11 protein-coding genes are annotated in these 12,841 nt (G+C 72.3%); all 11 read left to right on the top strand.

Annotated features, from left to right (window positions below; all coding sequences use genetic code 11):
* Positions 1-972, top strand: a 972-nt coding sequence (gene fabD / locus CM1CMNOD_RS14100) for an ACP S-malonyltransferase (RefSeq protein ID WP_207387499.1), incomplete at its 5' end; no start/stop codon positions are given.
* A gap of 354 nt (positions 973-1,326) precedes the next feature.
* Positions 1,327-1,734, top strand: a complete 408-nt coding sequence (locus CM1CMNOD_RS14095; RefSeq protein ID WP_013874270.1) for an acyl carrier protein — start codon at positions 1,327-1,329, stop codon at positions 1,732-1,734.
* 327 nt (positions 1,735-2,061) lie between these two features.
* A complete protein-coding gene (locus CM1CMNOD_RS14090; RefSeq protein ID WP_013874269.1) occupies positions 2,062-2,835 on the top strand; it encodes an SDR family NAD(P)-dependent oxidoreductase in 774 nt (257 codons plus the stop codon).
* 133 nt (positions 2,836-2,968) lie between these two features.
* Positions 2,969-3,421 (top strand): 3-hydroxyacyl-ACP dehydratase FabZ family protein, encoded by a 453-nt coding sequence (locus tag CM1CMNOD_RS14085; RefSeq protein WP_013874268.1) that lies wholly within the window; start codon positions 2,969-2,971, stop codon positions 3,419-3,421.
* Positions 3,418-4,683 carry a beta-ketoacyl-[acyl-carrier-protein] synthase family protein gene (locus CM1CMNOD_RS14080; protein ID WP_013874267.1) on the top strand — a complete coding sequence of 422 codons (1,266 nt, stop codon included), beginning with the start codon at positions 3,418-3,420 and terminating at the stop codon, positions 4,681-4,683. Before CM1CMNOD_RS14085 ends, CM1CMNOD_RS14080 begins: the two co-directional genes overlap by 4 nt.
* Positions 4,680-5,102: a 3-hydroxyacyl-ACP dehydratase FabZ family protein gene (locus CM1CMNOD_RS14075; protein WP_013874266.1), complete on the top strand. Its 423-nt coding sequence runs from the start codon at positions 4,680-4,682 to the stop codon at positions 5,100-5,102. The genes CM1CMNOD_RS14080 and CM1CMNOD_RS14075 overlap by 4 nt, the downstream gene beginning before the upstream one ends.
* Positions 5,099-6,391 carry a beta-ketoacyl-[acyl-carrier-protein] synthase family protein gene (locus tag CM1CMNOD_RS14070; protein WP_013874265.1) on the top strand — a complete coding sequence of 431 codons (1,293 nt, stop codon included), beginning with the start codon at positions 5,099-5,101 and terminating at the stop codon, positions 6,389-6,391. The genes CM1CMNOD_RS14075 and CM1CMNOD_RS14070 overlap by 4 nt, the downstream gene beginning before the upstream one ends.
* A 161-nt stretch (positions 6,392-6,552) precedes the next feature.
* Entirely contained in the window at positions 6,553-9,033 is a 2,481-nt protein-coding gene (locus CM1CMNOD_RS14065) for a beta-ketoacyl-[acyl-carrier-protein] synthase family protein (RefSeq protein WP_013874264.1), read from the top strand.
* Positions 9,033-10,235 carry a 3-oxoacyl-ACP synthase III family protein gene (locus tag CM1CMNOD_RS14060; protein WP_013874263.1) on the top strand — a complete coding sequence of 401 codons (1,203 nt, stop codon included), beginning with the start codon at positions 9,033-9,035 and terminating at the stop codon, positions 10,233-10,235. The genes CM1CMNOD_RS14065 and CM1CMNOD_RS14060 overlap by 1 nt, the downstream gene beginning before the upstream one ends.
* Positions 10,232-11,776 carry a phytoene desaturase family protein gene (locus CM1CMNOD_RS14055; RefSeq protein WP_013874262.1) on the top strand — a complete coding sequence of 515 codons (1,545 nt, stop codon included), beginning with the start codon at positions 10,232-10,234 and terminating at the stop codon, positions 11,774-11,776. Before CM1CMNOD_RS14060 ends, CM1CMNOD_RS14055 begins: the two co-directional genes overlap by 4 nt.
* Positions 11,777-12,110: 334 nt before the next feature.
* Positions 12,111-12,545: an ester cyclase gene (locus CM1CMNOD_RS14050; protein WP_013874261.1), complete on the top strand. Its 435-nt coding sequence runs from the start codon at positions 12,111-12,113 to the stop codon at positions 12,543-12,545.
* Positions 12,546-12,841: the final 296 nt, after the last annotated feature.

Here is a 12,841-nt window from a genome sequence, read left to right as displayed (position 1 = left end):
GTACCGGGTACCCGTTGTCTGGCCATGTTCCCCGGGCAGGGCTCCCAGCGGCCCGGCATGGCGGCCGACCTCGTCAGGCGCTACCCGGACACCGCGGGCCAGATCTTCGCAATGGCGGACGACGTCCTCGGCCTCCCGCTGACGAAGCTGTGCGTGTCGGGCTCGGCGGAGGAGCTGCGCCGCACGGACGTGACCCAGCCCGCGATCGCCGCGACCAGCCTGGCCGTGCTCGAGGTGCTGCGGGCCGGTGGTTTCGAGGCGTCCGGCGTCGCGGGGCACAGCCTCGGCGAGTATGCGGCGCTCGCCGCCGCCGGGGTGCTCGACGCGCAGTCCGTGCTGCGCCTGGTGCGCCGCCGCGGCGAGCTCATGGCCGAGGTCGGCAGCCGTACCCCGGGCGCGATGGCGGCGGTCATCGGGCTGCCGGCCGAGCGGGTCGAGGCGTTGTGCCGGGACGTCACCGGCACCGGCGTCGTGGAGATCGCCAACTACAACGACCCCGGGCAGACGGTCGTTTCGGGCCTGACGGAGGCGGTCGCGCACATCGAGACGCTGGCGGCGCGGGCCGGCGCGGAACGGATCGTGCGGCTCGATGTCGGCGCGCCCTTCCACTGCTCCCTGATGCGCGACATCGAGGCCGAGTTCGGCGTCGAGCTCGACCGGCACGTGTTCGCCGAACCGCAACTGCCGGTGCTCAGCGCGGTCACCAGCAGCTACGTCCGACGGGCGGAGGAGGTGCGTCTGCTGCTGCGACGGCAGCTCGTCGAACCGGTCCGATGGGTCGACACCGTGCGACGGGCCGTGGCGGACGGTCACAACCTGCTCGTCGAGGTCGGGCCGGGCCGGGTCCTGACGGGATTCGCCAAGCGGATCGTTCCGGACGTCCGGGCGCTGGGGACCGCCCGTCCCCAGGCGATCGACGCGCTGCTCGCCACCGCCGGCCAGGGCGCATCGCGGCCGGCGGTCCCCGCATAGCACACCGGCTGTGGCAGGCCGGTGTTCCCTCCCCGATCACGGTGTTCCGCGGCCAGGGGGCCGGGCGGGAAACGAGAAAGGCACTGCCATCGCGACCGGGTGTCTCCCCGGTGCCGCGATTCGACGCTACTGGATCACGAATTTCCGGCCGGCCCGGAACGGATCCGCCCGGCCTGACCGACGTTCTGGCTCCGCGGGAGGCCGAGGCCCGAAAGACCCGGTCCGTTCAACTAAAAATTTCATGTCGATACATACCTGTTATGACCATTTTCGGCCGTATCGACCCGCACTGTGTCACAGCCGCCAGCGCATCTCGATCCGCTGCGCGATCCGAGTGAAAGGAAGGACAGTCCCATGACCGACACCGCCGCCTTCTCCACCGCTGTCCAGGAGGCTGTCGCCGACGCCCTCGGCCTGGACGAGACCGAGGTTTCCCAGTCGTCCACCCTGATCGGGGATCTCGGCGCGGAATCGATCGACCTGCTGGACATCCTTTTCCGTATCGAGCGGAAGACCGGCGTGAAGATCCAGGCAGCCGACATAGGCAACCACATCCAGGGCGGTATCCCGGACTCGGAGTTCGGCGACGAGAACGAGATCATCACCCCGGTCGGCCTGGCCCAGCTGAAGAAGGTCATGCCACAGATCGACGCCGAGGAACTGGCCGGAAAGCTCCCGGCTGACCAGGTGATGAGCCTGTTCACCGTGCAGAACCTCGTCGACCTGGCGGTCCTGCGCGCCACGGTCACGGTGAGCGCCTGAGCGCTCCGGCGCCGGATTCCGGTGGCAGGGCTCGGCATCTGGAGGCTCCGGCACCGGGATTCCGCCGTGGTCACCCCGTCCGGGTGACCACGGCGGGGGATGACCCCGGCGGGGCCGCGCGCCGCGCCCTGTCGCGCATCCGTCGACACACCGGCGGCGAGCACCGGTAACGGACCGGCGGCAACGAAGACCGGCGGCGAACACCCACGCCCACCGGCGGCACCGACCCGCGGCGCCGACCGGCGGTACGGATCGACGGCACCGATCGACGACCAGCGACACCGGCCGACGTGGCCGGCCGGCCGCAACGACAGGAAGGGAAGCGACGTGACAAAGCTGGCAGGGCAGGTCGCCCTTGTCACGGGGGCGTCCCGCGGCATCGGCCGCGCGATCGCCCTGGCGCTCGCGGACGACGGCGCGCACGTCGCCGTGAACTACCGGTCCCGTGCCGACGAGGCGCAGGCCGTCGTCGAGGAGATCGAGAAGGCCGGTGGGAAGGCCGTCGCGCTCGCCGCCGACGTCGCGGACCCCGAGCAGGCCGGCACGCTGGTGGAGCGGGCCCGCGCCGAACTGGGCGGGCTGCACATCCTCGTGAACAACGCGGGGATCACCCGGGACGGACTGATCTACACCATGGCGCCGGCGGACTGGCTCGAGGTCATGCGGGTCAACTTCGGCGGGGTCTTCAACTGCACACAGGCCGTGATGGGTCACTTCATGGCGGAACGCGCCGGAGCCATCATCAACATCTCCTCGGTGATGGGCGAGCGGGCCTGGACCGGCGAGTCCGCGTACGCGGCATCCAAGGGGGCGATCAACGCCTTCACCCGCAACTGCGCGCTGGAGCTGGCCCGCTTCAAGGTGCGGGTCAACGCCGTGCTCCCGGGCTTCGTCCCCACCGATCTTGTCGGCGGGCTGCTGGCCAGGGACGGCGGGAAGGCCATCAAACGGCGCATCCCCCTGCGGGAGTTCGCCACCCCCGAACAGGTCGCCCGGGTGGTGGCCTTCGTCGCCGGGCCCGACGCCGAGTACATGACCGGGGAACTGCTGCGCGTGGACGGCGGGGCCGCGGCCGTGCTCGGTACCGGCCGTCCCGACTGAGGCACCCGGGACTTCGGGGGCCCCGGCAGTCCGGGCCCGCCGGCGGCGCGGAGGGAACACGACCGCGCTCCCCGCGGGCGGGCGGGCCGGCAGCCGACAGGCGCGTGAACCGACAGGAAGGCAGGCGCGGCCGATGCGCTTTCATCTCATTGACCGGATCGACTCCTGGGAGTCGAACCGGCGGATCGTCGGGCGCAAGGTGACGTCCGGCACGGAGCAGTTCTGGCGAGCCGGCCTCACCGGGCCGGTCATGCCGCCGCCGCTGGTACTCGAGGCCCTCTGCCAGGCGGGCACCTGGCTGGTGATGATGAGCAGCGGGCACCGTAAACGGGCCGCGCTGCTGTCCGTGGGCGAGGTGTCGTTCCTCGGCGACGTCACACCCGGTGACGTGCTGCTGCTCGACGGCACGGTCGTGTCGATCTCGGACGAGGTCGCCGTCCTGGACGGGACGGTCAGCGTCGGCGAGCGCACCGTGCTCACCGCGACATCCATCATGTGTGCCCTCATCGACGCCGAGCGGCTGGACGACCCGGTCGTCACGGCCCGGATGGCCGACCAGCTGACTTCGGCGGTGAGCGCACCGTGAGGCGCGTGGCGATCACCGGCGTGGGCGCGGTCACCCCGGTCGGCAACGACGCGGCCACCACCTGGACGAACCTCGTCGCCGGCCGCAGCGGGGTGGGCCGGCTGACCACCTTCGACACCTCGACATTCTCGGTCCGCATCGGCGGGCAGGTCCGGGACTTCAACCTGCGCGATCTCGTTCCCGAGGCCGCCGGCTGGCGGCACCTGTCGCGGGCCGGCGGGTTCGGGCTGGTGGCGGCGGTGGAGGCGTTGCGCGAAGCCAAGGTCACCCCCGCCACCTACGACCCCGACGAGTGTGGCGTCGCGATGGGCGGCAGCGTCGGACGCCCGGAGCTCCAGCAGGTCGTGGACATCGGCTACCTGCGGGAACGCACCGACAACCGGGAGATCTTCCGGCATCCGCCCGGCGACGTGCTGCTGCGTGACCAGAACGTGCCGGTCGCCGCGATAGCGCGGCTGGCCGCCTGCACCGGGCCGATGGTCAGCGTCAGCACCGCCTGCTCCGGGTCGGGGAACGCCATCGGGGAGGCGTTCCGGCACATCCAGGACGGTGACGCGACGCTCATGCTCGCCGGCGGCTTCGACGCCCTGACCACCTGGATGGACCTGCTGGGCTTCAGCCTGCTCGGCGCGCTGACCGACCGTTACAACGACGACCCGACGCGGGCCTCGCGCCCGTTCGACGCCGACCGGTCGGGCTTCGTCATCGGGGAGGGCGCGGTCGTCGTCGTGCTGGAGGAGCTGTCCGCGGCCAGGGCGCGCGGGGCGCCGATCCTCGCCGAGCTCCTCGGCTACAGCTCGACCCTGAACGCCTACCGGATCACCGACTCGCCGCCGGACGGGCGCGGCGCCATCCAGGTGATGGCCCAGGCGCTGGCCGAGTCCGGGCTCGGGCCCGCCGACATCGACTACGTCGTCGCGCACGGGACGGGCACCCCGGGCAACGACGCCTCCGAGACGACGGCGATCAAGGAGGTGTTCGGCGCCGACGCCCACCGCATCGTGGTGAGCTCGCCGAAGTCGATGACCGGCCATCTCACCTCGGCCAGCGCCGCGCTGAACCTGCTCGTCGCGCTCGGTGCCATCCAGCACTCGGTCGTCCCGCCGACGGTGAACCTCGACACCGCGGATCCCAGGCTCGACCTCGACTACGTCCCGCTGGTGGCCCGGCCGATGCCGGTGTCGGGTGTCATGGTCAACGCGTTCGCGTTCGGCGGGACCAACACCTGCCTGGTGGTCGGCACCCCCAAGGAGGAATCATGACCGGCGCCGACATCGGCTCGGAACCGCTGCCGACAGCCTTCGACCGGCTCGTCCAGCTTGAGCACGGCCGGCAGGCGGTAGCCGTACGTAACGTTTCTGGGACGCTGGATGTCTTCGACAGCCACTTCCCGCGCTTCCCCGTGCTGCCGGGCATGCTGCTCTTCGAGAGCATGGTGGCTCTGGCCGGGGTGGTCCTGGCCGCGCCGGGGGAACGCTGGCGGCTGTCCGGGGCGCGGGTGGTGCGCTTCCGCCACTTCGTCCGGCCCGGCGACCAGGCGGAGATCACTGTGCGGGTCCTCGACCGCGGTCAGCAGACCGCCCGGTGCACCGCCTCGGTCACCGGCGACGGGCGTCCCGTCGCCTCCGCCCGGGCGCTGGACCTGCTGCGGGAACCGTCGATGCTGGCGGCGACGGTATGAGCGGGCAGCACGCGAGAAAAGTCGTGATCACCGGGATCGGGCTGCTCACGGCACTCGGTGAGGGCGTCCAGGACACCTGGGACGGGATACTGGCAGGCCGCGGCGGCGTGGCGCCCCTGCGCGGGTACGACCCGTCGTCGTTGCGCACCCAGCTGGGCGCCCAACTGGTGGACTTCGACCCCAGGCGGTACGTCAGCCGCCGGACGCTGCGCAAGATGACCCCCAACGACGAGATCGCGATGGTGGGTGCCGTCCTCGCGCTGCGTGACGCCGGCCTGGAGGACCAGCGGCCCTTCGGCGAGCGGGCCGGTCTCTTCGTCGGCGGCAACAAGGAGCTCTCCCGGCCGGAGGGGGTGGTGGCCGGGGCGCTGGCCGCCCGCGCCGACGACGGCCGCGCCGACTATCACCGACTCGGCCGGGTCGCCTCCTCCACACTGACACCGCTGTTCTACGTCGAGGGGCTGCAGGCGGCGTCGCTGTTCTACATCTCCGAGGCGTACGGCTTCCTCGGCCCCAACGCCTACTTCGCGGGCACGGCCGAGGCGGGGGCGAGCGCGGTGGGACGCGCGGCGCGCGCGGTACGGCGCGGCGAGGCCGAGCTGGCGCTCGCCGGCGGGTTCGACGACCCGACCTCCTGGTGGTCGATGTCGAAGATGGACGGGCTCGGCGTGCTGTCGTCCCGCAACGAGCTCGGCGTGGCGGCCTGCCGTCCCTACGACCGGACCCGCAGCGGATCGGTCTTCGGCGACGGCGCCGCCTTCCTTGTCCTGGAGGAGCGCGAGGCCGCGCTGGCCCGAGGCGCCCGCTGCTACGCCGAGATACGCGGGGTGGGCGCCGGTAACGACGGCGGCATGGTCGTCACGCCCGACCCGAACGGCCGCGGGCTGGTCCGCGCGATCACAGCGGCGCTGCGGGACGCGGACATGCCCGCCGAGGACGTCTCCTACATCGCCTCGCACGGCTGCGCGACCACGCTCGGGGACCTCAGCGAGACCCAGGCGATCCGCCGGTCGCTCGCGGCCCACGCCGAGCGCGTGTGGGCGAGCAGCGTCAAGCCGCAGACCGGGCATCTCGTCGCCGGGGCCGGGGCGCTGAACGCGGCGATCGCCGCGCTGGCGCTGGACGCGGGCGTGGCTCCCGCCACGGCCAACCTCGACGATCCCGACCCAGGCTGCGACCTCGACTGGATACCCGGACAGCCCCGAGAGGCCCGGCTGACCGGTGCGCTCGCGCTGGCCCGCGGCCTGGCGGGCCAGCAGGTGGCGCTCGCCCTGGGCAGGGCGGCATGACCGGGCCCCGCCCTGGGCAGGGCGGCATGACCTCGCCGGCGCCGCCCGGCGATCCCCGTCCGGGCAGCGCTCCGCGGCCCGGCGATCCCGGCATCGGTCTTCGTGCCAGTAGCGATTTTCGTTCCGACAGCCGTTCCGACAGCGACGGAGAGGAGCCCGACATGGCAGAGGGGACACAGACCGCCGGTGACGCCGATCGGGTGGTCGTCACCGGTCTGGGAGCGGTGACGGCGCAGGGCGTCGGCGTGGCGAAACTGTGGGAGGGAGTCCGGGCGGGCCAGGTGGCGATCCGTCCGGTAAAGAACCTGCCGATGGACGGCTACCGCACCGCCCTCGGCGGGGAGGTGCAGGAACCGGCCATCCCCGCCCACCCGTGGCCACTGGAGGTCAGCAGAGAGCCAGCGCTGGACTTCGCCCTCGTCGCGGCCGAGGAGGCGATGGCCGCGTGTGGCATCGGCGTCGACACCGCCGGCGTCGGTACCACCGGTGTCGGTACTACCAGCGTCACCGGTGTCGGCACTGCCGCTGGCGCCGGGGGCACTGCCGGGGCCGCGGGCGCGCCGGTCACGCTGCTGCCCGCGCAGCGGTGGGGTGTCGTGCTCGGTAGCTGCAACGGCGGGCTGGTCAGCGGCGAGCGGGCCCTGCGCGACGAACTCGCCGGCCGTCAGCCGGACTGGCGGCACACCCTGGTGGTGTCCCCGCAGGCGATCGCCCACGCCACCGAACTGATCGTCACCGGCCAGGCGGACGCCGTCCTCGTCGGCGGCACCGACGCCTTCTCCGACGTGGTCTTCGCCGGTTTCAACAGCCTGGAGTCGCTCGCGGTGGGACCGGCCGCGCCGTACTCGAAGGACCGCGACGGGCTGTCCCTCGGCGAGGGTGCCGGCATGCTCGTCCTGGTCCGCGCCGACATCGCGCGGGCGGCCGGTGCCCGCGTGTTCGCCGAGGTCCTCGGCTACGGCTTCTCGGCGGACGGGTACCACCCGACCGCGCCGCATCCGCAGGGGGCGGGCGCCGCCCGGGCGATCACCGCCGCGCTCTCCCGCGCGGGCGTCGCCGCCGACGAGGTCGGGTACGTCAACGGCCACGGCACCGGCACACCCAAGAACGACCCGGCCGAGAGCAACGCGATCCGCGCGGCCCTCGGGGAGGCGGCCGGGACGGTCGCGCTCAGCAGCACCAAGTCGATGGTGGGCCACCTGCTCGGAGCCGCGGGGGCGGTCGAGAGCATTGTCACGATCCTCGCCCTCGACGAGCAGGTCGCCCCGCCGACCGCCGGGTTCACCGGCGTCGACCCCCAGTGCGGGCTCGACGTCGTGCCGAACGAGGCCCGGCCGCTGGCCATGGACGTCGCGGTGTCCAACAACTTCGCGTTCGCCGGCGCCAACGCCTCGGTCGTCTTCGGCCGTCCCGGCCGGCGGGCCGCCGCGCCGGCCGGCCAGGACCGGGACCGGCAGCGGCAGCGAGAGCGGGAACCGATTGTGATCACCGGGCTGGCCGCGCTGACACCCGCCGGCACGAGCGTGGCCGAGCTGTGGGAGGCCTACCAGGCCGCCGGGAGCGCCAGCGGCGCGGATGCCAGCCAGGCTGCCGGCCACATCGGTGTCGGCCACGTCGAGTTCGACCCGGCGGCCTACCTGCCCGCGCGCCAGCGGCGGCGGCTGGACCGGCTCGGGCTGCTGGCCGTCGCGTCCTGCCAGGACGCCCTGGCCGACGCCGGGCTCGCCGACGTCGCGCGGCCCGCGACCGGGATCGGCGTCATCCTGGGCACCGGCCTGGGGCCGATGGAGAGCATGGAGCGTTTCACCACGCCGTTGCTGACCGAGGGCCCGGCGGCGGCGAACCCCGCGGTGTTCCCCAACACTGTGTACAACGCCGCGGCCGGCCAGGTGGCGATGCTGCTGGGGCTGACCGGGGTCACCTCGACGGTGACCGCCATGCACGCGGCCGGCGCGGCCGCCCTGTGCGTCGCCGCCGACCTGCTGCGCGCCGGTGCGGCGGACGCGATCGTCTGCCCGGCCGTCGACGTGCTGCCGCCGGCCGTGGTGAACGCGTACCGCCGGACCCCCCTGTTCGCCGGCGCCGGCGGTGCGTACACGCTGGCGGAGGCCGGTTTCGCGCTGGTGCTGGAGCGGCTGTCGGTGGCCCGGGCGCGCGGCGCCCGGATCCGCGCGGTGGTCCGCGGGCACGGCATCGCCTCGGACGCCCGGGGCGTGGGCCGCTGGGATGCCCGTGGCCGCGGTGTCGAGCAGGCGGTGCGCACCGCGCTGGCGGCGGCCGGTGTCGAGCCGGGCGCCCTGTCCGCGGTCTGGGCCAACGCCGCCGGGATCCGGGCTGTCGACCGGCCGGAGCGGGCCGCCCTCGGCCGGGTGTTCGGCCCGGCCGGGCCCCGTGTCGAGACGCCCAAGCGCAGCCTGGGCGAGCCGGTCGGGGCGGGCGCGCACCTGTCGGCGGTCCTCGCCGTGGCGGGGTGGGAGGCCGGCGGGGCCGCCGGCCCCGTCCTGGTGAACAGCTCCTCCCTCGGCGGCACGCACGTCAGCCTCGTCCTGACCGGCCCAGGACACGGCGATCACGCCGGCCCGGAAGTAAACGATCATGTTTTCCACGCCGCGGACGCCGCGGGCTCCCGGAAGGAGCAGTGATGACCAGCCACCATGTCCGGATCGTGAGCACCGGCGGCTACCTGCCCGGCGAACCGCTGTCCAACGACGACCTGGAGCGGTTGTGCGGCCCGTTGCCGGACGACGTGCTCGACGGTCTCCAGGTGCGCCGCCGCCACTGGATGATCAATCCGGGCACCGGCGAGCACCTCGTGAGCAACAGCGAGATGGCCACGGCCGCGGCCCGGCAGGCGCTCGACCGCGCCGGGCTCGAGCCCGGTGACGTCGACCTGCTGGTCATGTCGACGTCCTCCCCGGAGTACCCGCTGCCCGCGGCGGTCACCTTCGTCCAGGAACGTCTCGGCCTGGCCCGGTGCGCGGTCGTGGAGGTCCGGTCCGGGTGCGCGGGGGCGATGCACGCGCTCGACATTGCCCGCCGTCAGCTGGCCGACGGCTCCGCGCGGACCGCGGTGGTCATCGGCAGCGAGGCGACGTCACCGGTGCTTGCCCCGATCTTCCTGGGCCGTCGTCCGGACGCCGTCCGGCTGCGGGACCGGATCGCCATCTACAACTTCGGTGACGGGGCGGGGGCGATGGTGCTGCGCGCCGAGCCCGCCGGGCCGGGGGAGCCGGCGAGCTTCCACGCCAGCGTCAACGCCTGCATGGGCGGGGACCGCAAGCCCGGCATGCAGATCATCGGCGGTGGCACCCACGCTCCCGTGGCCGAGCAGATGCGCGGCAGGCGTCCGGTCGACCTGCGCCTCGACGTGGTCGAGTCGGCCAGCTTCGGGCCGCGGGTGTTCGTCACCGCCCTGGACGAGCTGCTGCGCCGCAGCGGTCTGGCCCTGCGGGAGGTCGACGCGTGCGTCGTGCCCGAGGGCAACGCCGGCTACTTCAACGGCGAGCTCGAAGCCGCCGGGCTGTCCGCCGAGGACTGCAAGCTGCTCGCGGGCAGGATCGTGGAGAACCTGACCGACGTCGGGGCGACCGGCTCCGCCGCCGTGCCCCTGGCGCTGGACGACGCCTGGACTTCCGGGCGGATCCGGCCCGGCGACCAGGTGCTGCTGCTGGCGATCGAGACCAGCAGGTGGCTGTACGCCGGGCTCTCGCTCACCTGGACCGCCCCCTGGCCGGGGGCCGACCGGCCGAGCGGCGATCTGTCGGCCACGGATCTGTCGGCCACGGACCTGTCAGCCGTCGGGCTGGCAGCCACGGGTGTGAACGGGCAGGCCGAGTCACGATGAGCGTCCGCCAGGATGCCGAGCGCGACTCCTACGACGTCGTCGTGATCGGTAGCGGGCTCGGCGGCCTGACCGCCGCCGCGCTGCTCGCCCACTGGGGCCGCCGGGTGCTGGTGGTCGAACGCCATGACCGGATCGGTGGTTACGCGCATGCGTTCACCCGCCGTCGACACCGTTTCGACTCCGCGGTGCACCTGGTCGCGGGCGGTCCGCCGGTCACCGTGGGAAATCCGGGAATCATGCCGGTGCTGCTGGATCTGCTGGGTGTTGCCGACCGCCTTGAGTTCCACCGGCTGGATCCCTTCTACCGGGTGGTCCTTCCCGGTTTCCAGCTCGACGTCCCAGCCGGCCCCGACTTCCTGGACGCGCACGTGGCGCGTTTTCCCGCGGAGCGGACGGGGCTGCGCCGGATGCAGCGCCTGTCGACGCTGCTCACCCGCGAGGTGCAGCGGCTGCCCGCCGACCTGCCGACCGCCGAACTACACGACAGTGATTTTCCGTTGCTGCACCGGTACCGTCAGGCAACCGTTTCCGACGTGCTCGACGAGCACCTGCGCGACACACGGCTCAAAACGGCACTGACGGCGCTGTGGCCGTATCTGGGGGTACCGCCGTCGGTTCTGGCCTTCGACGTGTGGTCACTCATGCTCACGACATACCTGGAGTTCGGCGCGTACTACTGCGCGGGCAGCTTTCAACGGCTGGTGGACGCGTTCGGTGCCAGCGTGACCGGCAATGGTGGGGAGGTGATGGTGCGCACGACCGCGCGGCGGATTCTCGTCGAGCGGGGCAGGGTGACCGGGGTCGTGCTCGACAACGGCCAGCGGATCACCGCGAAGGCCGTCGTCTCCAATGCCGATCCGTTGCAGACCTGCGAGGAACTCGTCGGTATCGAGAACGTCGACGGAGGCTATCTCACGCTGCTGCGTTCGATGCGCTGTTCCCTGTCGGCGGCGGTGCTGTACCTGGCCACCGACAGGGATCTCGGCGGGGAGGGCATGGCGCACGAGACCTTCGTCTTCGACGGATGGGAGCACGACGCCACCTATGCGGGGATGCTCACGGGTGCGGTACCCGCACTGACGGTGAGCGTCCCGACGCTGAGCGATCCGTCGCTGTCTCGGGACGGAATGCATCTGGTCACCGCTGTGGCACTGCTTCCGTATGACGCGGTGGCATCGTGGCGCCACAGCAAGCCGCGATACGAGCGTCTGATCATGGACAAGCTCGGGGAACTGATCCCGGGCATCGGGGGCAGGGCGGTCCTGGCCGAAGGCGGCACGCCGCGGACGATGGAGCGCTACACCCTGAACCTGCGCGGCGCCATCTACGGCTGGGAACACGCACCCGACCAGACCACCACCGACCGGCTGCCGCACCGGACCCCCGTCGAGGGACTGTATCTTTCCGGGCACTGGACGCAGCCTGGGGGAGGCGTCCTGTCAGTGATCAGTTCGGGCGTCCAGACCGCCGAGATGCTCACCGGCGCGTCAGTGCTGGAACGTCCGCGACCGGTGCCCTTCTTCGCCGCGGCGGCCGGCTGAGTCGTGCCTCCCTGCCGGGGTGGTCGGCCTTGCCGGGACGGTCGGCTGAGGCGTGCCACGCGGCCGTGTGTGCCGCGGTGCCCGACGACTTCCGGCCGGCCGGGGCCCGTGCCGGGCCGGCGCGGAACGTGACCGACGGGAATGCCCCCGTCCAGCGCCCGGCCCATCGAAGAAACAAAACAACGCAAAACAGGAACAAAATGACACGAGATGGAACGGGGAGACCGCGGAACGCCACCGGCGGGGGTGCCTGCCGGTGTACATGCCGCTGACCGGGACAAAACGACACGGGCCGGCGCGGGGGCGACCGGCACAGGACGAAAAGGAGCGAGAGATGTCGCGCGAGGAGAACAAGGTAATCATCCGTCGGGTGTTCGACGAAATCGCCAGCAAGGGCGACTTCGACGTGGTCGACGAGATATATGCGGAAGACTATCTCGACCACGCCCCTTTCCCGGGCGCGCCGGCGGGCCGGGCCGGGGTCAAGCATTCGATCGGCGGGCTGCGCACCGCGTTTCCGGACCTGCACGTGACGGTCGAGGACATGAGCGCCCACGGGGACAAGGTGGCGGCGCACAACACCTGGGCGGGTACCCACACCGGTGAGGTGCTCGGAATTTCTCCCACCGGCCGGAGCGTGAGCTTCGGCGGTGTCGTGGTGTTCCGGCTCAAGAACGGCCTGATCGTCGAACGCTGGGCGATCGACCTCGAGCTCGACCTGCTCAAGGAGCTCGGCATGAACCTGCGATGGTCCCGGCCGAAGGTGTGAGCGCGCCCGTGCCGGACTCCGGCCCGCGTGGCCGTCACCGCGGCCCGCGCGACCGTCGCCCGGCACGGAGAAAGATCCGCTGGCTCGGAGGCGCATCGCTGAACGCGGATGACAACGGGCGGATGACGACGGATGGCAACCGCCTGGCCGGGGGGAGCGGTATCAGGTGCGGAGAACGGTCGTTGTCGGACATGGGGGACAACCAGCTGATACGAGCCTGTCACCATAAGTGATCAACCGTGTCCCGTGGTGACGGCGCGTCCCGGAGTGGGGCCCGCCGGGCGGTGCCCCAGGGC

It is taken from the genome of Protofrankia symbiont of Coriaria myrtifolia (assembly GCF_900634755.1).
Taxonomy (GTDB): Bacteria; Actinomycetota; Actinomycetes; order Frankiales; family Frankiaceae; genus Protofrankia; species Protofrankia coriariae.
Note: the sequence above shows the minus strand (reverse complement) of the source record. Positions and strands in the feature narration are given on the sequence as shown.

Bases quoted from the DNA above. Each gene is read 5' to 3' on its own strand.
- CM1CMNOD_RS14095 (WP_013874270.1), top strand. From the start codon at position 1,327: ATGACCGACACCGCCGCCTTCTCCACCGCTGTCCAGGAGGCTGTCGCC.
- CM1CMNOD_RS14085 (WP_013874268.1), top strand. From the start codon at position 2,969: ATGCGCTTTCATCTCATTGACCGGATCGACTCCTGGGAGTCGAACCGG.
- CM1CMNOD_RS14075 (WP_013874266.1), top strand. From the start codon at position 4,680: ATGACCGGCGCCGACATCGGCTCGGAACCGCTGCCGACAGCCTTCGAC.
- CM1CMNOD_RS14070 (WP_013874265.1), top strand. From the start codon at position 5,099: ATGAGCGGGCAGCACGCGAGAAAAGTCGTGATCACCGGGATCGGGCTG.
- CM1CMNOD_RS14065 (WP_013874264.1), top strand. From the start codon at position 6,553: ATGGCAGAGGGGACACAGACCGCCGGTGACGCCGATCGGGTGGTCGTC.
- CM1CMNOD_RS14060 (WP_013874263.1), top strand. From the start codon at position 9,033: ATGACCAGCCACCATGTCCGGATCGTGAGCACCGGCGGCTACCTGCCC.
- CM1CMNOD_RS14055 (WP_013874262.1), top strand. From the start codon at position 10,232: ATGAGCGTCCGCCAGGATGCCGAGCGCGACTCCTACGACGTCGTCGTG.
- CM1CMNOD_RS14050 (WP_013874261.1), top strand. From the start codon at position 12,111: ATGTCGCGCGAGGAGAACAAGGTAATCATCCGTCGGGTGTTCGACGAA.